Source organism: Bacillus sp. Leaf49, from assembly GCF_001426125.1.
GTDB lineage: Bacteria > Bacillota > Bacilli > Bacillales > Bacillaceae > Bacillus > Bacillus altitudinis.
On the sequence record NZ_LMRK01000001.1, the window covers coordinates 350,875 to 371,002 of the forward strand.

Annotated in this window: 19 protein-coding genes; 2 read left to right on the plus strand and 17 right to left on the minus strand. The window is 43.1% G+C overall.

Going from position 1 to position 20,128, the window contains the following annotated elements:
- Positions 1–8: 8 nt before the first annotated feature.
- From ASG46_RS01900 to ASG46_RS01960, 13 genes are all read right to left on the minus strand, one after another.
- Positions 9–290, minus strand: a complete 282-nt coding sequence (locus ASG46_RS01900; RefSeq protein WP_008347692.1) for a hypothetical protein — start codon at positions 288–290, stop codon at positions 9–11.
- Positions 291–656, minus strand: coding sequence for a hypothetical protein (locus ASG46_RS01905; RefSeq protein WP_056702786.1), 366 nt, complete (start codon positions 654–656; stop codon positions 291–293).
- On the minus strand, positions 653–2,050 hold the full coding sequence (locus ASG46_RS01910) for a hypothetical protein (RefSeq protein ID WP_056702790.1): 1,398 nt from the start codon (positions 2,048–2,050) through the stop codon (positions 653–655). Before ASG46_RS01910 ends, ASG46_RS01905 begins: the two co-directional genes overlap by 4 nt.
- Positions 2,022–2,789 carry an ATP-binding cassette domain-containing protein gene (locus tag ASG46_RS01915; RefSeq protein WP_024719839.1) on the minus strand — a complete coding sequence of 256 codons (768 nt, stop codon included), beginning with the start codon at positions 2,787–2,789 and terminating at the stop codon, positions 2,022–2,024. Before ASG46_RS01915 ends, ASG46_RS01910 begins: the two co-directional genes overlap by 29 nt.
- 59 nt (positions 2,790–2,848) lie before the next feature.
- Positions 2,849–3,118, minus strand: coding sequence for a hypothetical protein (locus tag ASG46_RS01920; protein ID WP_056702794.1), 270 nt, complete (start codon positions 3,116–3,118; stop codon positions 2,849–2,851).
- A gap of 280 nt (positions 3,119–3,398) precedes the next feature.
- On the minus strand, positions 3,399–4,691 hold the full coding sequence (gene eno, locus ASG46_RS01925; RefSeq protein WP_003212752.1) for a phosphopyruvate hydratase: 1,293 nt from the start codon (positions 4,689–4,691) through the stop codon (positions 3,399–3,401).
- Between the two features lie 29 nt (positions 4,692–4,720).
- Positions 4,721–6,256 carry a 2,3-bisphosphoglycerate-independent phosphoglycerate mutase gene (gpmI, locus tag ASG46_RS01930; RefSeq protein ID WP_017359214.1) on the minus strand — a complete coding sequence of 512 codons (1,536 nt, stop codon included), beginning with the start codon at positions 6,254–6,256 and terminating at the stop codon, positions 4,721–4,723.
- On the minus strand, positions 6,249–7,010 hold the full coding sequence (gene tpiA / locus ASG46_RS01935; RefSeq protein WP_017359213.1) for a triose-phosphate isomerase: 762 nt from the start codon (positions 7,008–7,010) through the stop codon (positions 6,249–6,251). The genes gpmI and tpiA overlap by 8 nt, the downstream gene beginning before the upstream one ends.
- Positions 7,011–7,040: 30 nt before the next feature.
- Positions 7,041–8,225, minus strand: coding sequence for a phosphoglycerate kinase (locus ASG46_RS01940; RefSeq protein ID WP_024719840.1), 1,185 nt, complete (start codon positions 8,223–8,225; stop codon positions 7,041–7,043).
- Between the two features lie 213 nt (positions 8,226–8,438).
- Complete coding sequence (gene gap / locus ASG46_RS01945) at positions 8,439–9,446, minus strand: type I glyceraldehyde-3-phosphate dehydrogenase (protein WP_007500174.1); 1,008 nt, start codon at positions 9,444–9,446, stop codon at positions 8,439–8,441.
- A gap of 31 nt (positions 9,447–9,477) precedes the next feature.
- The gene (locus ASG46_RS01950; RefSeq protein WP_056702797.1) at positions 9,478–10,515 is read right to left on the minus strand and encodes a sugar-binding transcriptional regulator; all 1,038 of its coding nucleotides are present in this window, start codon (positions 10,513–10,515) and stop codon (positions 9,478–9,480) included.
- Positions 10,516–10,803: 288 nt separating this feature from the next.
- Complete coding sequence (locus ASG46_RS01955; RefSeq protein WP_056702973.1) at positions 10,804–12,189, minus strand: amino acid permease; 1,386 nt, start codon at positions 12,187–12,189, stop codon at positions 10,804–10,806.
- 137 nt (positions 12,190–12,326) lie between these two features.
- Complete coding sequence (locus tag ASG46_RS01960) at positions 12,327–13,520, minus strand: ornithine--oxo-acid transaminase (RefSeq protein WP_024719842.1); 1,194 nt, start codon at positions 13,518–13,520, stop codon at positions 12,327–12,329.
- Between the two features lie 209 nt (positions 13,521–13,729).
- Here ASG46_RS01960 and ASG46_RS01965 point away from each other — a divergent pair, with 209 nt between their 5' ends.
- Entirely contained in the window at positions 13,730–15,172 is a 1,443-nt protein-coding gene (locus ASG46_RS01965) for a sigma-54 interaction domain-containing protein (RefSeq protein ID WP_017368078.1), read from the plus strand.
- Between the two features lie 227 nt (positions 15,173–15,399).
- Here ASG46_RS01965 and ASG46_RS01970 read toward each other — a convergent pair whose 3' ends face one another.
- Both ASG46_RS01970 and rpoN read right to left on the minus strand, forming a co-directional pair.
- The gene (locus ASG46_RS01970) at positions 15,400–16,137 is read right to left on the minus strand and encodes a FadR/GntR family transcriptional regulator (protein WP_017368079.1); all 738 of its coding nucleotides are present in this window, start codon (positions 16,135–16,137) and stop codon (positions 15,400–15,402) included.
- A gap of 172 nt (positions 16,138–16,309) precedes the next feature.
- The gene (rpoN, locus tag ASG46_RS01975) at positions 16,310–17,608 is read right to left on the minus strand and encodes an RNA polymerase factor sigma-54 (RefSeq protein ID WP_008347723.1); all 1,299 of its coding nucleotides are present in this window, start codon (positions 17,606–17,608) and stop codon (positions 16,310–16,312) included.
- Positions 17,609–17,678: 70 nt separating this feature from the next.
- Here rpoN and yvfG point away from each other — a divergent pair, with 70 nt between their 5' ends.
- The gene (gene yvfG, locus ASG46_RS01980; protein ID WP_017359206.1) at positions 17,679–17,894 is read left to right on the plus strand and encodes a protein YvfG; all 216 of its coding nucleotides are present in this window, start codon (positions 17,679–17,681) and stop codon (positions 17,892–17,894) included.
- 24 nt (positions 17,895–17,918) lie between these two features.
- Here the strand turns inward: yvfG and ASG46_RS01985 are convergent, their stop codons facing one another.
- Both ASG46_RS01985 and ASG46_RS01990 read right to left on the minus strand, forming a co-directional pair.
- Positions 17,919–19,244: an MATE family efflux transporter gene (locus ASG46_RS01985; RefSeq protein ID WP_056702800.1), complete on the minus strand. Its 1,326-nt coding sequence runs from the start codon at positions 19,242–19,244 to the stop codon at positions 17,919–17,921.
- Positions 19,245–19,307: 63 nt separating this feature from the next.
- Entirely contained in the window at positions 19,308–20,123 is an 816-nt protein-coding gene (locus ASG46_RS01990) for an ABC transporter ATP-binding protein (protein WP_056702803.1), read from the minus strand.
- Between the last annotated feature and the right edge of the window lie 5 nt (positions 20,124–20,128).

Genomic DNA, 20,128 nt, shown 5'->3' on the forward strand with positions numbered 1-20,128 from the left:
TGCTTTTTTTATGTTCTGCTCTTTTTCACTGCATGAATCACATATTGAATCAAGAAGTAGAGAGCGGCACCCGCTAAAAAACAGACCACGCACCCAAAGAGCGTTGCCTCTGAGCTGAATTGATACTGTTCAATTTTCATGATATAAAATGGCATACCAAAGAGAGTTGGACTTGATTCAACATGATGAACCTCTAGCAGCATTAAAAATACTGGCGTCATAAACACAGCAAACACATAAAGCATCGCAAGCGTTAAGCCGCTAGAAAACGAATGAAATACTTTAACCATTTAGTTCTCTCCTTTCATCTCTTTTAAACTGGCGATGGCATTTTTCCCGTCTGGGCAAGCTGGATGCAGCATCACTGTATTTAATAAAGAAAAAAGCAGCAATGGATGCGTCAATGGATGCCCCCACATGAAGAAAAGCACACCCGAGCAGATCACTGGAAACACAGGACCTGCAAGTGCCACCATCACATTAAAACCCGGCCGTGAAAATTTCTCATGGACAATCGACACGTGCTTCCAATCGATCATCACCACAAAATCAAAGATGGGTTTTTTTTCGATTTTGTTGCACACCATCACCATCAGGATATGACCGAGTTCATGAATGAGCACAACTGCTATTAAGCAAAATAAAAGCGTCATCATCGTACAATCGGCCTCTTTAGCATGGCAGCATATATGAAGATGAAGAATGCGGCTGAACAAGCCATATAGGCAGTTGAGAGCAGCTGGGTATTTGCTGAAAGCCACTGGACTAAAAGCATATCCAACATACTGAACACAGCAATCATCATCACGATCACAAACAGTTTATTAAATTCACTAATCTTCACGACAAACCCGACACATGCCGCCATGACAGTGATCAATAAAATGGACAAACTCGCCAAACCGTGCCCTTCACTTTCGACCGCTATCATGAAATAAGCAAGCCCGATATAGACAAAATAAATCAATACATTCATTGTGTAATAAAATAAAATTCTTGATAATAAATAGGCACCCTTTGATGTATTTAACATAAAAATGGCTCGCTGATGGAGATGATATTCCCTGCCAATCATCAGAGGAAGCATAATAAGGATCTCCTTTAAGGCAAACTGCACAATAAAAGCATACAGCCAGCCAGTCTCTGCCGGAGTAAAGATCAATGGGAGACCTATCGTGAAACAGACAAGAAACAGGAACAAAATACCTTGTTCTTTAAACACAGCTGATCGGCTAAAATAAACAAGCTCCTGCCGCAGATGTGTGAAAAATGAAGAATCCGATCTGATTTTTTGGTAAGAAAACGACTTCACCTCTACCTTTAGCTGCAAAAACATCCGATTGACATAACAAGCCGCCAAGCCCTTCAGCCAAAACCACCCTGCACATAGAAAGATCATCAGAAATACAAGATAGATAGACGGCCATACGTGAATCATCTCAACCGCTTTTTGAAAAAGGAGAAACACGAAAGCACCAAGCGTCACAAATCCGAGCGTTTGCAGCAGTAAATGCTCTTTTGTTTTTGATATAAAATGGCTCACACCAATGCGTATCAGCATCCAAGAAGCAAGCGTATAGAGCGCCAATCCATAGCAAGTGATCCCTACCACAATGATCCAATACAAAGATAGTGTAACGCCGCTAATGATCAGTCCTAATAGGATGGGTAAAAAAAGCAGACCAAGCATGATGAAACAAAACAGCACCGGAAAGAAATACACACAAAGGACAAATGAGACACTTTGCATCGCACTATTCAAAAAGAAGAACTGATACTCTTGACGCTTCATTTTATGACGGGAAAAGACAATACCTGCTCCCAAAAGCAGCAGGGTCATTTTCACAAATTGAAGGTATAAAGCAACTGGTTCGTTCTCCCCTACTTGCATAAAAAAACGCAGGCTCATGACAACGTATATGGAGTAGATCAGCAACATAAAAACGGCTGCGGCGAGAAGCTGCAAAGGATATTTTTTGCCGAGCTGCTTGATTTTCGTTGTGAGCATGCCCCATTCTATTTTATGAAGAACGTGTCGTGTCCAAGTCATTGAGCAACCTCTCCACCTGCATATAGTAATCTTGATTCACTTCTTTATAAATATCCTCAAGTGCTTGATGAGGGAATGTTTTGTTTGTTTCTTGACGTGACATATCCAGCTTGATATCACCGTTTCTTAAGATCATGAGGTGATCATACAATGTCTCACCAAAGCCCAAATGATGGGTAGAAATGAGAATGCCTGCGCCTTGATCTCTCAGCTTCATGAGCACCTTTTTTAAGATGATCATCATATCTGGATCAAGTCCATTTGTAGGCTCGTCGAATACATAATAATCACAAGGCCTAAGGAGCTGTGAAATGATTTGGGTTTTCTTTTGATTGCCATGAGACAACTGGGCAATTGGCTGATCCATATAAGGTTTCAGCTCAAAAAGATCGACGAAGGCCTCTTCTCGAGGTCCATTTCGTTTGTCTGGAAGCTGGAGTAAATGAAAATATTCTCTCGGCGTTAAATAATCAAACAAAGCATGATCATCAGGAATATAGGAAACATGTTCTTTCAAAAAGGAGATATGTGCTGAGGATTGAAAATTCAGCTGTTTACCATGTAAAGAGACAAACCCCGTAAATGGTGTTAGTCCAAACATAGACTGAATCATCGTGGTCTTTCCTGCACCATTATGCCCCAAAAGCAGAAGCATACGTCCTTTCTCTACATTTAACTGAATATCGCGGAGAGAAAAGGTGCGGCTATACGTTTTTTCTGTTAAGTGTAATGTCAGCATCATGTCCCTCCATTTATTTCAGATAGAACAGATGACCCCGCATCTGTTCTCACCATTTGTTAGAAGCCGCATTTGATTTTAATATACAGGCCTAAAAACTTGAACTCTCCTAAAAATTTCGAGCCTTTTCCAAATGTTTTGCATGCCCAAATCAAAGCGGCAACTGTCACAATGCCTAAGATAGCGGCAAGGACATAAATCCAAAATGCATTTTTCTGTACGTTCTTAGAAGTTAGAATTCGTTGCTTCCTTTCATCATATGCTTCCAGTAGGTGAAGGACATACATGTACACGCCTACTGGAAAACGAAGGCTAAAAGGATTCAGCATCTCATCACCCCCTAATATATGTAAAATGATACCACCCCCATGCAAATAGCATAAGTTCAATTCAGATCATATTTTTAGTAGAGTTTTCATGATTTATTGCTTATAAATCGTCAAGCTCATCGTTTCGCCTCTGACTGAAGGATGATTTTTTACAAAAATAGGATATGACAAAGGAAGCAGAGCTAATTCGCTTGAGCTAGCTTTGCATCTTTATTTCAACATAAAAAAAGCGCTGCGATACGCTCTTTTCAAAAGAGCGCACGCAGCGCGTTGCTTTACATTACTTATTCAAGTTGTAGAATGTAGCAATGCCGTGGTATTGAGCTGTTTCAGCCAATTGATCTTCGATGCGAAGTAATTGGTTGTATTTCGCCACACGGTCCGTACGAGACGGAGCACCTGTTTTGATTTGTCCAGCGTTTGTTGCAACTGCAATGTCTGCAATTGTGCTGTCTTCTGTTTCACCAGAACGGTGAGAGATAACAGCTGTATAGCCTGCACGTTTCGCCATTTCGATTGCATCAAATGTTTCAGTTAATGTACCGATTTGGTTTACTTTGATGAGGATTGAGTTACCAACGCCGTTTTTGATTCCTTCAGAAAGCTTCTTCGTATTTGTTACGAACAAGTCGTCTCCTACTAGCTGAACCTTGCTGCCAAGACGCTCAGTTAATAGTTTGTGACCTTCCCAGTCGTTTTCATCAAGTCCGTCTTCGATCGAGATGATTGGGTATTTCGATACCATATCTTCATACCAGTCAACCATTTCAGCAGATGTTTTCACAACACCTTCGCCTGATAAATGATATTTACCGTCTTCTTTGTTGTAGAACTCAGAAGATGCAGCATCCATCGCAAGTTTCACTTCTTCACCTGGTTTGAAACCAGCTTTTTCAATCGCTTCTACGATTGTTTGAAGTGCTTCTTCGTTAGATCCAAGGTTTGGAGCAAATCCACCTTCGTCACCTACAGCTGTGTTTAAGCCTTTTGCACTTAATACAGATTTCAGGCTATGGAAGATTTGTGCGCCCATGCGAAGTGCTTCACGGAAGTTCGGTGCACCTACAGGCATAATCATGAATTCTTGAATGTCTACGTTGTTATCCGCATGCTCTCCGCCGTTGACGATGTTCATCATTGGCACTGGAAGCGTTTTGGAGTTGAATCCACCAAGGTATTGGTAAAGTGGAATTTGTAAGAAATCAGCAGCCGCACGTGCTACAGCGATAGATACGCCAAGGATTGCGTTTGCGCCTAATTTCCCTTTGTTTTCAGTTCCGTCAAGCTCGATTAACATTTTGTCAATTGCTACTTGTTCAGTGACATCAAAGCCTAAAAGCTCTGGTGCAATGATTTCGTTTACGTTGTTTACAGCTGTCAGAACACCTTTTCCAAGGTAACGGTCTTTGTCTCCGTCACGTAGTTCTACTGCTTCATATTCACCAGTAGACGCACCACTTGGTACTAGTGCACGGCCAAAGCCGCCAGATTCTGTGTAAACTTCTACTTCAACTGTTGGGTTACCGCGAGAGTCTAATACTTCGCGTGCATATACGTCAACAATGTATGGCATCGTTATTTCTCTCCTTTTGAATCAATTTGTTATTTTTGAATCAATGATGTTCCTGTCATCTCTTTTGGTTTTTCAAGACCAAGTAAGTCTAAAAGCGTTGGAGATAGATCGGCTAAAATGCCGCCTTCTCTAAGCGTCGCCCCTTTTTTCGTTACGATGACTGGAACAGGGTTTGTCGTATGTGCAGTATGTGGCTTTCCTTCTTCGGTAATGAGCACGTCTGCGTTACCGTGGTCTGCCGTGATGATGGCATGTCCGCCTTTTGCTAGGATTGCGTCGACTACAGCTCCTAAGCACTCATCTACTGCTTCAATGGCTTTGATTGTTGGCTCAAGCATACCTGAATGACCCACCATATCTGGGTTAGCAAAGTTCAGAATGATCGCATCATGCTTGTCCGCATTGATGTCTGCAACAAGCGCATCCTTTACCTCATAAGCGCTCATTTCTGGCTTGAGGTCATAGGTTGCGACATCTGGTGAATTGATTAAGATGCGGTCTTCTCCAGGAAATTCTTCTTCACGCCCACCGCTCATAAAGAACGTCACGTGAGGATATTTCTCTGTTTCAGCAATCCGCAGCTGCTTCAATCCATTTTGAGAAAGTACTTCTCCTACTGTGTTATCCAAATTCACTGGTTTGAAAGCCACATAGCCATCTACCGTTTCACTGAAGTGTGTGAAGCAGACGAAGTGTAAATCCTTCGGATGTGCTTCCCCGCGGTCAAACGAGCGGAAATCTTCATTTGTGAATGTGTTTGAAATTTGAATCGCACGGTCTGGACGGAAGTTATAGAAAATCACAGAGTCACCGTCGTTTACTTTTGCTACCGGCTCACCATTTTCTCTCGTAATGACAGATGGAATAACGAACTCATCGTAGATTCCATTTTCATAGGAGTCATCAACGACATCATAGATGTTTTGATAACTTGGGCCTTCACCATACGCCATCGCGCGATATGCTTTCTCCACACGATCCCAGCGCTTGTCACGGTCCATTGAGTAATAGCGTCCAGAAAGTGTTGCGACTTCTCCGACACCGATTTCTTTGATTTGTTCTTCAAGCTGTTTTAAGTACACTTTCGCTGTCTTCTGACCAACATCACGTCCGTCTAAGAAGCCGTGAATGTATACTTTTGTTAAGCCTTCTTTTTTCGCTAGTTTCAACAAGGCAAAAAGATGCTGGATGTGGCTATGCACACCGCCGTCTGACAAGAGACCGAATAGATGAAGGGCCTTGTCATTTTCTTTTGCATAAGTCATTGCATCTAGGAACGTTTCGTTTTTCTCAAATTCCCCATCACGAATGGCCACATTCACTCTTGTTAAGCTTTGGTACACGATGCGTCCTGCACCGATGTTCAAATGTCCAACTTCAGAGTTCCCCATTTGACCTTCTGGGAGGCCCACTGCCTCACCTGAAGCCGTTAAGGTTTGATGCGGGAATTCGTTCCAGTAGCGGTCGAAGTTCGGTTTCTTTGCTTGGGCAACAGCGTTACCGACTGTTTCGCCTCTTAAACCGAATCCATCTAAGATGATTAATGCAGCTGGTTTCTTACTCATATTGACCTTCCTCCAATAATTGAACGAAAGACTGAGGTTCTAAGCTTGCGCCGCCTACCAAAGCACCGTCAATATCGGATTCTGCCATATATTCTTTAATATTCGCAGGTTTCACGCTTCCGCCATACTGAATGCGAAGGCTGTCTGCCGCTTCTTGACCAAATTCGCTTGCAACCGTTTGGCGAATGTGCGCACAAACATCGTTTGCATCTTTTGCTGTAGAAGATTTACCTGTACCGATCGCCCAGATTGGCTCATAGGCAATCACAGATTCAGCGACTTGCTGCTTCGTTAAACCAGCTAGTGCTTTCTTCACTTGATCAGCGACAAGTTCGTTTGTTTTGCCTGCTTCACGCTCTTCAAGCGTTTCACCTACACAGATGATTGGAACGATGCCATGCTTGAATGCAGCATGTGCTTTTTTGTTCACTGTTTCATCTGTTTCAGCGAAAAATTCGCGACGCTCTGAATGACCGATCACTGAGTAGCCGATGCCAAGATCTTTAAGCGCAGCAGGGCTGATTTCACCAGTGAATGCACCATTTTCTTCAAAGTGCATGTTTTGCGCACCAATTTTAAGGTCTGTTCCGTTAGAAAGGCTGTTCAGCTTTTCAAGGAAAAGGGCTGGTGCACAGACAATAGATTCCACTTTGTCAGGAGATGGAATAGATGACTTGACTTCTTCAACGAAGCTTACAGCTTCACCAAGTGTTTTGTTCATCTTCCAGTTCCCAGCTATAATTGGTTTTCTCATGATTGACACTTCCTTATAGCAGTTTTGGTCTTATTTATCGTTTAATGCAGTCACACCTGGAAGTTCTTTGCCTTCCATAAATTCAAGTGAAGCGCCGCCGCCTGTAGAAATATGGCTCATCTGATCGGCAAGACCAAATTTCTCAACAGCTGCTGCTGAATCTCCACCACCAATGACAGAATATGTATCTTTTGCTTCTGCCAGTGCTTCTGCGATTGCTTTTGTTCCTTTAGCGAATGCATCGATTTCAAATACACCCATTGGTCCGTTCCAGACAACAAGTTTGCTGTTTTTAATAACATCAGCATACTTCTCTCTTGTCTCTATTCCAATATCAAGTGCTTCTAGATCACTTGGAATTTCAGAGATTGGCACAATGCTTGTATTCGCATCATTTGAAAAGTCGTCGGCTACCAGAACATCTGTTGGAATCAGGAAGTTCACGCCTTTTTCTTTTGCACGGTCCATAAAGGATTTCGCTAAATCTACTTTGTCTTCTTCTAATAGAGATTTCCCTACTTCGTGGCCAAGTGCTTTGACAAATGTATAAGCAAGCCCGCCGCCGATGATCAGGTTGTCCACTTTATCAAGAAGACTTTCAATCACACCGATTTTATCCTTTACTTTTGCGCCACCGATAATCGCTGTAAATGGGCGATCAGGGTTTGAAATGGCTTTTCCTAGAACCTCAAGCTCTTTTTGCATGAGGAAGCCTGAAACAGCCGGAAGATACGCTGCAATACCAGCTGTGGATGCATGTGCACGGTGTGCAGCACCGAACGCATCATTGACATACACATCGGCTAAATCAGCAAACGCTTTTGATAATTCAGGATCGTTCTTTTCTTCACCAGGATAGAAACGAACGTTTTCAAGCACTAGCACATCTCCTTCTTTTAAGTCAGAGATTTGCTTTTTCACGTTGTCGCCGTAAGCTTCATCTGCTTTTTTCACTTCTTGTCCAAGAAGCTCTTGCAGACGTTTTGCTACAGGTGTCAGACGCAGTTCTTCAGTAACTTGACCTTTAGGACGACCCAAATGACTAGCTAGTAGTACCTTTGCGCCTTGTCCTGTTAAATACTCAATCGTTGGTAATGCTGCGCGAATACGAGTATCATCCGTCACTTTTCCGTCCTTCATTGGAACGTTAAAATCTACGCGGCAGAACACAACTTTACCTTTTACGTCAATGTCTTTTACTGATTTCTTATTCATGCTCGTCAGGAGATCCTCCTTTATTCTGGTTTCCTTACGCATTGGACAAGTCTCTCTTTATCCTTTTCCCATTTTGCCCTCATCAAAACGAGAAATCGTGCAGAACGGATAAATACAGAGAAAAAGGGAAAGGGATGCTTCCCCTTCCCTTGTCCGTCTTCATTATATCGTGTCTCTAGGAAAGAACCAAGTGAGTTCCTTCAGTGTGAGAAATTAAAGACCTTGTTTTGCAATGTAAGCTGCAAGGTCAACAACGCGGTGAGAATATCCACTCTCGTTATCGTACCAAGAAATGACTTTCACCATGCTGCCTTCCATTACCATTGTAGAAAGAGCATCGATTGTTGAAGAGTTTGCATTACCATTGTAGTCACCAGATACTAATGGCTCTTCGCTGTAGCCAAGGATTCCTTTAAGTTCTCCTTCAGCCGCTTCTTTAAGTGCTGCATTTACGTCTTCAGCTGTCACATCTTGATTTAATTCAGCAACAAGATCAACTAAAGAAACGTTAGGTGTTGGAACACGCATAGCGCCACCGTTTAATTTACCTTTAAGTTCAGGCAATACAAGTGAAACAGCTTTCGCAGCACCTGTAGAAGTTGGGATGATGTTTTCCGCAGCTGCACGAGCACGACGGTAGTCTTTGTGCGGAAGATCAAGAATTTGTTGGTCATTTGTGTATGAGTGAACAGTTGTCATCATACCGCGTTTGATACCAAATTTATCGTTAAGTACTTTTGCAAATGGAGCTAAGCAGTTTGTTGTACAAGATGCATTAGAGATGACATCGTGGCTAGCTGCATCGTATTTGTCTTCGTTTACACCCATAACGATTGTGATATCTTCTTCGTTAGCAGGAGCAGAGATGATGACTTTTTTAGCGCCAGCTTCTAAGTGTTTAGCAGCGTCTGCACGTTTTGTGAAGAATCCAGTAGATTCAACAACGATTTCTACGCCTTGTTTACCCCAGCTTAATTTCGCAGGGTCACGCTCAGCTGATACTTCGATTGTTTTACCGTTCACTACTAAGTTCGTACCGTCTACAGAAACCTCTGCATCTAGTTTTCCGTGAACAGAGTCATATTGTAAAAGGTGTGCAAGCATGTTAGCGTCTGTTAGATCGTTAACCGCTACTACCTCAACTTCAGGATTGTTTAATGCTGCACGAAATACGTTACGTCCAATACGTCCAAATCCGTTAATACCGACTTTTACTGCCATGATGTTTCCTCCTTTTATAGGTCACAATGTTTTATATTGAGGGATCTATTGACTCCCTTAATAACTCTTTTGCGGCTCCTTCGTCTGTGACGAGAACCGTTCGGCGGGGTTTTTTGAAATAAGCTTCAATGGCCCCTGCCTTTGATGATCCACCTGCAACAGCAATGATGTGTGGAATGCTTTCTAAATCATCTAGCTGCATGCCGACGGAGTGCACTTTGTGGACGACCTCGCCATCACGATTAAAGTAATAGCCAAAGGCCTCTGTCACTGCGTCATGCTCATCAATCTTTTTTAAATCTTCAGCGGGTGTGTTTCGTCTCATCGCCATTGTTTTTGCTTCACCGATTCCATGAATGAGCATCGTGGATGATTTAATTGTTTGAAGCACTTCTTTGACGGACGGCTCTTCAATAATGGAAGAGTAAGCACCTTCTGACAGCTGTCCTGGAACAAACAGCAGTTTGTAAGTACCGGAAGCTTTTTCAGCCATGTGGGCACAAATGGTGTTTGCCTGATTTTTTACATTCTCCCCAAGACCGCCTCTCGCAGGGACAAACATCATGTCGCGATTTTTGGCATCAGGGGTCATCATTTCGGCAACGGCTTCCATCGTCGTTCCGCCAGTGACGGCGACGATATTATTTCCAGTAAACCTTTTTTTCATACATTGGACAGCAGCTCTTCCCATTTCTTGCTTCACCCACGGGGAATCATCGCTGTCACCAGAAACAATGATGACTTCTTCCAGGCCTAATTTCCTCTTTAATGTATTTTCCAAAAAGGTTAAACCTAAAACGTCCTTCATCATTCCTTCAAGCATTTCAAGCAAAGCATGACCTTCAGTCGTCAGCATCATACCGCTCGTTTTGACATCCAGCAGATTTTGTTCCTTTAAGAACTGAACTTCAGCTCTTAAGATACGTTCACTGAGACCAAGACTTGTCGCAAGACTTCTGCGACCAATTGGTTCAGCTAATCTGATGTACTGCAAAATGTCGTAGCGCTTTTGCATAACTGTGAGAAGATCTGGTAATAATTTTTTTTGAGCTTCCAATAAACGATTCATGGCTAACGACCCTTTCTTTTCACGTTGGACTAAAAACGTCCCACTGTGACAAAAAACGTCCCGCCACAGCCAAAAAAAATCAATCCCTGCTTTCTTTAATTATTTTAACAGGATCATCTTGCATTTTCAACTCTTACAAACACATTTAGACAAAAAATAGACACATTTTGACCGATAACCTGCTTGTCATCTAGCTTTCCGCTATTTTATTTTTTTCAAACTATTTATTTTCTTCTATATTGAATGCATTTGTCTTTGAAAAGGTGCAGGCGGTCAAAAGCCGCCTGCTTATGTTTTCGGTATCGTTTCTTTCTCTTCATTAAACCGTTTCGCATCTTCCTTCGGTTTAATCTTGAGGTAGTAAATGATGTAGCAGGCGGCCATAAATGGAACTCCGCAATAAAGACCAATCCGCTGATCCTCAATAAAGAATAAACTGATAAGAACAATGCCAAATGCGATAAAGCCTGCTAATGGCACAAATGGATAAAAAGGCGTTCGGAAGACAAGATCCTTTACATCTCCGCCCTCTTTAATGAATTGTCTCCTAAAGAAGTATTGGGATAAACAAATCGACATCCAAACCACGACAAGCACCATACCCGAAATGGATATGAGCCAGACATATACCGTTTTTGGTGCTGCAACACTCGTGAGCAGTGATAGAGCGGATACACCCATTGTCACCAATAAGGCATTGATCGGGATTTTACGTTTGGATAATTTTTTCGTGAAAACAGGTCCTTTCCCGTCTTTTGAAAGCGCCCAAAGCATACGTGATGATGCATATAATCCAGAGTTCGCTACAGATAAGACGGCTGTGATGATGATAAAATTCATGATATCTGCAGCGTATGGTATGCCAACCTTGTCCAACACCACAACAAACGGACTATCCACTGCGCCGGCGGTCTGCCATGGCAGAAGCGCTGCAAGAACCGCAATCGATAAAACAAAAAAGACCATCGTCCGCCAAATAATATTCCGAATAGAGCGTGGGAGTGTTTTTTCTGGATTTTCACTCTCCCCTGCTGCAATCCCTACAAGCTCTGTTCCTTGAAAGGAGAAATTGACTGTGACCATGGTTAATAAAATCGCAAAAACACCATTAGGAAAAAGTCCGCCATGATCCGTCAAATGGCGAAATAGAGGGGCAGGTTCCCCACCTTCCAAATGAATCATTCCGAAAATTGCGCCAATTCCAATGATAATAAACAATAAGATCGCAGCAACCTTAATGGCTGAAAACCAAAACTCGGTTTCAGCAAAGCTGCGAGCTGAGATGGCATTGATGGCAAATAAGATGACGCTAAAGGCAAGACACCAAAGCCAAACTGGGATATCAGGAAACCACCTTTGGAGTAGAATCCCTGCTGATGTAAATTCAAGTCCGATCGTACATGCCCAGCTAAACCAATAGAGCCAGCCGATCATAAAGCCTGTGGACGGACCAATATATTTGGTTGCATACTCCTGAAAGGAACCAGCTGTCGGCATCGCCACTGCTAATTCACCGAGACAGAGCATCACCAAATACATGAGTAACCCGCCAATGATAAACGAAAGAATGGCTCCCCCTGGGCCTGCCTGATGAATAATGAGTCCTGATCCAAGGAAAAGGCCTGTTCCGATAACCCCACCTAAGGCAATCATAAAGAGATGTCTGCTTTTCATGGAACGCTCTAGTTCATTATGCTGTTCTGGCTTCAAATCCGCTTCCCCACTTTCACTCTTCTATTCATCAACCTTTGACAAAATTCGCCGTTCATTGAAAGAGAAAGGGAGAATTTGAAGGCTTCTCCCTTGATCATTTATGCTTGAAATAACGCTTGGATATGAGCAATTGCCCAATCCAAGTCTTCTTTTGAAATGGTAAGCGGCGGTGCAAATCGAATCACTGTCTCATGGGTTTCTTTGCATAACAGCCCTGCTTGCTTGAGCTTCTCACAATAAGGTCTAGCTGCCTCAGTCAGTTCCATCCCAATAAATAGTCCACGCCCGCGTACTTCCTTAATGACAGGACTTTGAATGCGTGATAGTTTGTCTTTGAAATATTGCCCAAGCTCCAATGAGCGCTCGGCAAGCTTCTCGTCGATTAAAACATCTAGTGCAGCAAGTGATACTGCGCACGCAAGAGGATTCCCGCCGAAGGTAGACCCGTGAGACCCTGGATTAAATACACCTAAAATATCACGGTTTGCGACAACACATGAGATCGGGAATACCCCACCGCCAAGTGCTTTACCAAGAATCAGCATATCCGGCTCAATGTCTTCCCAGTCGCATGCAAACATCTTGCCAGTCCGCGCTAATCCCACTTGAATTTCATCTGCGATCAATAACACATGTTCCTTCTCACAGATCGCTTTTGCCTCTTTTATAAAGCCCTCAGGCGGCATGACAATGCCCGCTTCTCCTTGAATCGGTTCAAAGAGAAAAGCTGCTGTTTGCGGAGTGATCGCTTCGCGTAACGCCTCAATATCTCCATAAGGGATGAGCTTTATGCCTGGAAGCATCGGACCGAAACCTCTTTGATATTCTGCTTCCGAAGAAAGTGACACAGCCGTCATTGTACGACCATGAAAATTCCCGGTACATGCAATAATTTCTGCCCGATTCTCTTCGATCCCCTTGACATCATAGCCCCATCGTCTCGCTGCCTTTACAGCCGTTTCCACAGCCTCAGCACCCGTATTCATCGGCAATGCCATCTCTTTATTCGTTAATTTGCAAATCTTCTCATACCATGGGCCAAGCTGATCATTATGGAAGGCCCTTGATGTAAGTGTCACGCGGTCAGCTTGTGTTTTAAGCGCTTCAATAATGCGGGGATGGCGATGTCCTTGGTTCACTGCAGAATATGCACTGAGCATATCCATGTAGCGGTTGCCCTCAGGATCAGTCACCCACACTCCCTCAGCCTCTGAAATCACAATTGGCAACGGATGATAGTTCGCCGCACCGTATTGTTCTGTTTGATGAATTAATGCTTTTGTCTGTGTCATCGTGTATTCCTCCTTCTATATGCTTGCCTCTTTTGATTGGGATCATCTTCACTCTTATGTTATGCAAGGATCATGCCAACTTAGTGATCGTTCTGTGCCTAGGATTGTTCTCATCTTTAACGCAAAATAATTTTGCGTATGCAAATTTTTTTAGAGGAAACCGCAAAATTTTTCATGTAAAATAGAGGTAATGTCTGGAGGTGGCGCAAGTGAAAAAAGATCAGCATACCGCAAAGCTCGAAAATGAGATTGATCTATATAAACAAATGCTCGATTTAATTGATGTTGGGGTTCACGCCATTGACGAAAATGGCAATACCATTGTTTATAACAAAAAAATGATGGAGATCGAATCTTTAAAACGTTCTGATGTCCTTTATAAAAATGTCTTAGACCTCTTTGTGTTTCAGGATGAGATGCACAGTACACTTGTCCAAGCGCTGCGAACCGGGAAACAGACGGTTCATGCAAAGCAGACGTATCACAACTACAATGGAAAAGAAATCACAACCATTAACCATACATACCCGCTCGTTCGAGACGGTTTGATTCAAGGGGCGGTTGAAATTTCGAATGATGTCACGAAACTGGAACGGCTCATTCATCACAATATGAAGAAAAAAGGAAACACACGCTTTACATTTGATTCAATCATTGGGGAGAGTCCTGCCTTTTTAGAAGTGATTGAACATGCGAAACGAGCCACACGTACCTCTTCTTATGTGCTGATTGTTGGTGAGACAGGGACGGGGAAAGAGCTATTTGCACAAAGCATTCATAATGGCAGCAGCCGTTCATCTGGACCATTTATTACGCAGAATTGTGCAGCACTGCCTGATAACCTGATTGAAAGTCTGCTTTTTGGAACACAAAAAGGGGCTTTTACAGGGGCAACAGATCAGCCCGGTCTATTCGAACAAGCACAAGGAGGTACACTGCTTTTAGATGAGATCAACTCATTACACCCAGCTCTTCAAGCAAAACTATTGCGCGTCTTGCAAGAGAAACGTGTAAGAAGGTTAGGCAGTACAAAGGAAATCGCCATTGATGTGAGAGTGATTGCTAATATGAATGAGGACCCTGTGGATGCGATCGCAGGTGGACGGATGCGAAAGGATTTATTTTACCGGCTTGGCATTGTCACCTTGTTTATCCCGCCACTCTCTGAGCGAAAAGAAGACATCCCCACATTTGTCATGCATTTTATTCAAAAATATAATGAACTGTTTCAAATGAATGTGAAGGCGGCTGATGAAGAGGTACTTGCCCTGTTCCAAACTTATCATTGGCCAGGTAATGTAAGAGAGCTGGAGCATGTGATTGAGGCTGGAATGAATATGATGATGGACGAAACATACTTAAGCTTGCATCACCTTCCTTACCATTTCCGATTCAAGCAAGGAGAAGGTCATCCTAGTGAACACATGCAGATGAGTCCGGTGCAGCCTACAGCTGCAGCTGATACCTTCGTCTACACGAGCTCAGAACATACGACTGATTTCCAAACCCAAATGGAACGATTTGAAAAACAATACATCGTCCATTACTTAAATAAAATGGACGACAATATTTCACAGACTGCAAAGATATTGGGCATGAGCAGGCAAAGTCTGCAATATCGAATGAAAAAATTGCATATTTCTCTTCAATAATAGAGCTGTGCCCTTATGCGGCACAGCTTAGATTGTTGACAAAGGGCTAAAATGACCTTTATTTTAGCCCTTTGTCTTCTTTTCAGCGTGATAGAAAACCTTTGCAGTCTAGGAAGGACAGCTACTTTTACGGAGCGAATTTGACATTCGTGAGTACCAGCGCGCAGGACTGACAAAGAATGCGAGGGTTTGTCTACACGCTGAGCTGTGCCGCTTTTCGGCACAGCTTATTGTATATCTGGCTTTCCTTCCTGTTCTTGCAGCACATCACCAAGAAGTTGTTCTACTTTTTCCAAATGTGTGAGCATCGCCCGCTCTGCTTCTTCTGGCTGTTTGTCCATGATAGCTTGATAAATTCGTTCATGGTCCTTGTAAAGCTGACGTATGGACGCTTTTCTTGAGAATAACACGACTTTTCTTGTTTCTCGCATCGTTTCCATTAACAAGGTTGAGACCTGATTCATTAAAGCCTCTAGTAAATGATTCTTTGAGGCTTTGGCGATGGCAAGATGAAATGTGAGGTCTGCCTCCTCACCAATTTCTTTATGCGCTTCTGCACGCTTCATTTGTTCAAGTGCATCATGCAGTCGATGGAGGTCATCGTCTGTCCGCAGCAATGCTGCCTTTTTGACAGCACCTGATTCAATGATTGATCTCACTTCAAGAAGCTGCGCGATATCCTGCTGCTTCATCAAAAAAGCAGGAGATAAACAAAATGTGAGCTGCTCAGGATCGAACTGCTTCACATATGTGCCTTCTCCTTGCTTCATCTCTATTAATCCGATCGCTTTCAGAGCGGACAGTGCCTCTCTCACAGCGGAACGGCTGACTTGAAAGTTTTCAGAAAGTGCTTGAACCGAGTCTAGTTTTTCCCCTGGAAGTAGCTCCCCCGTTCGAATGGATTCGACTAATGCGTCCGCAATTTCTTCATATATTTTTTTCGTTTTAATTTGTTTATATTTCAATTGGTCTCACCTCATCACTGTTGTCTTCCTATCAGCTCATGCCCTATCTTATACTTTACCCCAAAACTCAGATCACACCTCTCCCCTTTTCTCAATTCTCAAGAAATCTTCGATCGCTCTTCCACTCATCAAAAAAGAAGCACGTGCCATTGTTTCTGGCATGTGCTTCTTTTTAATCATAGCGTTTCCGCAGCGTGGAAGACGGAAGGTTCATTTGCTCACGATATTTGGCAATGGTTCTGCGAGAGACACGGATACCAAAGGTTTGTTGAAGCTGCGTCATGATTTGCTGATCCGAATATGGTTTTTTCTTATTTTCTGATTGAATCAGCTCTGCAATGTGCGTCTTTACTGTGTAGCTGGATGCTTCTTCGAGCGAATGCCCTTCTAGTTTCGCTTGGAAAAACTGTTTCATTTCCATTAATCCGTAAGGGGTCTGCACCATTTTCCCTTTGACTGTTCGACTCACTGTCGACTCATGCACTTGTAATATATCTGCAACCCGCTTCATCGTAAGCGGTTTCATTTTATGCTTCCCGGTCAGGAAAAAATCAGTCTGTTGTAAGATAATCTCACGAACGACATTTGTCATCGTTTGTTTTCTCTGCTTCAGCGCTTGAACAAGCCAATTGTACTGCTGCTGCTTTTCCTTTAGATACGTGTATGCTTCATGCCGCTTTTGATCTTGAATCATGGCGAAATACCCTTCATTCATTTCAATGTCCGGAAAAGCACGCTGGTTCAGCTCGAATGTGATGTGACCTCCCGCAGCTGTAATCAACACATCTGGTTCTATATACACATCCTCTTCTTCATAAGAGAAATGAAGGCCTGGTCTTGGTTCGAGAAGCGACACCTCATCTTGTATGGCTTGCAGGGTTTTCAACGGCATACCTGTTTTAGCTGCGATTTCCTTCCAAGCCTTCCTTGCGAAAAGAAAGAAATGCCCTTCGATGATCAGCTCTGCTTCATACCAGCGATCCTTTTTTCGTCTAAGCTGGAGCAGGATGCATTCTTGCAATGATCTAGCGCCAATACCGGCAGGATCTAATGATTGAAGCTGATGAAGAACAGCTTCTACTTCTTCTGCCGAAGCCACTAGAGCAGCGGCCATTTGGTCAATCGGTTCATTTAAATAGCCATTGGAATCAATGGACTCAATCATGAATTGAAAAATCCTTTGATTCTTTTCACTTAAATTCAAATCAATGGCCTGTCTCTTTAAATACATTTGCAGGCTTTCTTTTTGATGCGTACGATACGGCTCTGTCATTCGATCTTGCGTTCTTTTATGATAAACTGGTTGATAGCTGTCCGTGTCTTTCCGCTCAATCAGAGGGTTCTCAAGCGCTAACTGATCAAGATACTCACCCAGCTCTGCACAATTCAATTGCAGCAGCGTAATCGCCTGCCTGAGTTCTTGCGTGAGTACCTGCTTTAATACTAATTCTTGTTGCAGTTTAAGGCTCATTGTCTCCCCTCCCTCTCATCATTTTACATGAAGATTGACGGACCGTATATACGAAATAGGAGTGATTTCCATGTCTGAACTTTTTTCTGTTCCATACTTTATTGATAACTTAAAACAGCACATTGCCATGAATCAACATGAAGACAAGATTCATGCCATGAACGCTTATTATCGTTCAGTGGTTTCTACACTTGTGCAGGACCAATTGACGAAAAATGCTGTTGTCTTGAAACGAATTCAGCATCTCGATGAAGCGTACCAAAAGGTGAAAAAAGAAAGCGAATAAATGGACGAAAAACAGCACCCTTTGTCACGATTGCAAAGGGTGTTTATCATGTAGGAAAAGCTTTTGATCAAGCTTCGATTTGTACATCATCAAAAAGCCGGACCGCCCTACAGTATAAATGATAAAGGCAAACCATAGTCCGTGATTGTGCCATATCGGAATGACTGCCGCTTGAACAGCCACAAACAAAATCATCGCAAACAGCATTGAATTCCTGACAGGAGCAATTTCTGTCGCACCTGTGAATACACCATAAATCACCAAGCCAAAACAAGCAGCAAACGGATAAAGAACGAGCCAATCGGCATATTGCAGTGTCACATCAAGAAGCTGAGGCAAATTTGTAAACAGGCTCAAAATCGGTACTTTAAAGAAAAAGTAAGCTGCCGCAATGACACATGCCATCACAACTGCCCATTGTCTCGAAAGGGTTAATGTTTTATCATAAAGCGCTCGGTCGTTCGCCCCTACTGATCTGCCGACAAGAATACTGGATGCATTGGCAAATCCATCGAACAAATAGGCCATGATGTAGTGAATTTGAAATAAAATGGCATTCGCCGCCAATTGCTCTGTTCCGAAAGAAGCTCCCTTTGCTGTAAACATGTTGATCACAACAAGCAGACAGATCGTTCGGATAAACAAGTCCTTATTCACATGCAACATTTTCTTTACTGCACGTGTGTCCATCACCTGCCGGAGAGACGGCATCCGAAAACCGTTTGACGTATGCTTCAAGATAATCCAGGCCCCTAACACAAAAGCAGTGAGTTCAGAGATCAATGTCGCCGCTGCCACACCCTTGACGGCAAAAGAAAACGCATGAACTAAGATCAATGCCAAGATCATATTCATGACATTGATCAAAATTTGTAAAGAAAGGGCTTCTTTCATTTTTGCCATCCCCATCAGCCAGCCGAGTATGACGTAATTCATCAATGTAAATGGCGCTCCCCAGATCCGAATATGAAAATAGTCCGCTGCATATTCGCGCACATCAGCAGCAGGAGAGATGATCCATAATGCGGATTGAATAATGGGCCATTGAAGAGCAATAAAACAAAGCCCGACGATAATAGCCAGCAAAAAAGGCCTTAGAAAAGCAAGAACACCCTGCTCCTCGTTCTGCGCTCCGTTTGCTTGGGCGGCAAAAGCAGATGTACTTACCCGTAAAAAGCCAAACAGCCAGTACAATGTACTAAAAATGAGACTGCCGACTGCGACGCCTCCTATATAAGCGGGGTTGGCAAGCTGGCCAACAACTGCTGTATCGACAGCTCCAAGTAATGGCGTGGTCATCGTTGAAATGGTTAAAGGGATCGCCAAAGCTAAATATGCTCGATGGTTCACGATGCCACCTGCCTTTCATGAAAAATAGCCTCTCTTAAAAGAGGCATTGAGGGAATGAAAAAGTTAACGAACCGGCCTGCCAATCGTTCGAGACAAAGGGTGGCTGGCGAGCGTTGCCTCCTTCATTTTCAGCACAGCTTCGTGCTCTGATAGAAAGAAATCATCCTTCGATTGAAACTGAGCCACAAGTTCACCCTGATCAAGAATCGCTAATTGATCACTTAAATGATAGGCCGCTGTCAAATCATGTGTGATAAATAAGTATGCAAGCTTCAGCTCTTTCTTTAATTCGACTAACAAATCTAAAATGACTGCCTGCGTAACCATATCTAAGCTACTGACTGATTCATCCAGCACAATGAGCTTTGGCTGAAGCACCAGTGCTCTGGCGATGTTGATCCGCTGTAGCTGGCCGCCGCTAAATTGGTATGGGTACTTGGACAAATCCTGCTCACTGAGCCCTACTCTTTCTAACCAGTGAATGAGTATATGCTGACGTTTTTTACGGGTCATTGGTTCATAGTTTTCAAGTGGCTCAGATAGAATTTGTTCCACTGTCCACCTTGGATTCACCGCTGAATATGAATCTTGAAATACCGCTTGTACATGTCGGCGGAAATGCTGATGTGTCCGCTGATCTGCACGAATGATATCCTGACCTTCAAACAGAACTTGTCCGGCCCTCGGCTTCTCTAGTCCAAGGATGATGCGGCCGAGTGTACTTTTCCCTGCACCACTTTGACCTAATAACCCTAGACAAGTGCCTTCTTCAATGGTCAAATGAACGTTTTTCAGGACAGGGGTTCTCCCTTTTGTCCTCATCAGAAACGATCGGTTGCCATATGAATGACTAACTGCTTTCACTTCTATTAAATGCAACGGTC

What these genes read in the sequence shown, in the direction of transcription:
- ASG46_RS01900 (WP_008347692.1), bottom strand. Translation starts at nt 290, where the DNA reads ATGGTTAAAGTATTTCATTCGTTTTCTAGCGGCTTAACGCTTGCGATG.
- ASG46_RS01905 (WP_056702786.1), bottom strand. Translation starts at nt 656, where the DNA reads ATGATGACGCTTTTATTTTGCTTAATAGCAGTTGTGCTCATTCATGAA.
- ASG46_RS01910 (WP_056702790.1), bottom strand. Translation starts at nt 2,050, where the DNA reads ATGACTTGGACACGACACGTTCTTCATAAAATAGAATGGGGCATGCTC.
- ASG46_RS01915 (WP_024719839.1), bottom strand. Translation starts at nt 2,789, where the DNA reads ATGCTGACATTACACTTAACAGAAAAAACGTATAGCCGCACCTTTTCT.
- ASG46_RS01920 (WP_056702794.1), bottom strand. Translation starts at nt 3,118, where the DNA reads ATGCTGAATCCTTTTAGCCTTCGTTTTCCAGTAGGCGTGTACATGTAT.
- eno (WP_003212752.1), bottom strand. Translation starts at nt 4,691, where the DNA reads ATGCCATACATTGTTGACGTATATGCACGCGAAGTATTAGACTCTCGC.
- gpmI (WP_017359214.1), bottom strand. Translation starts at nt 6,256, where the DNA reads ATGAGTAAGAAACCAGCTGCATTAATCATCTTAGATGGATTCGGTTTA.
- tpiA (WP_017359213.1), bottom strand. Translation starts at nt 7,010, where the DNA reads ATGAGAAAACCAATTATAGCTGGGAACTGGAAGATGAACAAAACACTT.
- ASG46_RS01940 (WP_024719840.1), bottom strand. Translation starts at nt 8,225, where the DNA reads ATGAATAAGAAATCAGTAAAAGACATTGACGTAAAAGGTAAAGTTGTG.
- gap (WP_007500174.1), bottom strand. Translation starts at nt 9,446, where the DNA reads ATGGCAGTAAAAGTCGGTATTAACGGATTTGGACGTATTGGACGTAAC.
- ASG46_RS01950 (WP_056702797.1), bottom strand. Translation starts at nt 10,515, where the DNA reads ATGAATCGTTTATTGGAAGCTCAAAAAAAATTATTACCAGATCTTCTC.
- ASG46_RS01955 (WP_056702973.1), bottom strand. Translation starts at nt 12,189, where the DNA reads ATGAAAAGCAGACATCTCTTTATGATTGCCTTAGGTGGGGTTATCGGA.
- ASG46_RS01960 (WP_024719842.1), bottom strand. Translation starts at nt 13,520, where the DNA reads ATGACACAGACAAAAGCATTAATTCATCAAACAGAACAATACGGTGCG.
- rpoN (WP_008347723.1), bottom strand. Translation starts at nt 17,608, where the DNA reads ATGAGCCTTAAACTGCAACAAGAATTAGTATTAAAGCAGGTACTCACG.
- yvfG (WP_017359206.1), top strand. Translation starts at nt 17,679, where the DNA reads ATGTCTGAACTTTTTTCTGTTCCATACTTTATTGATAACTTAAAACAG.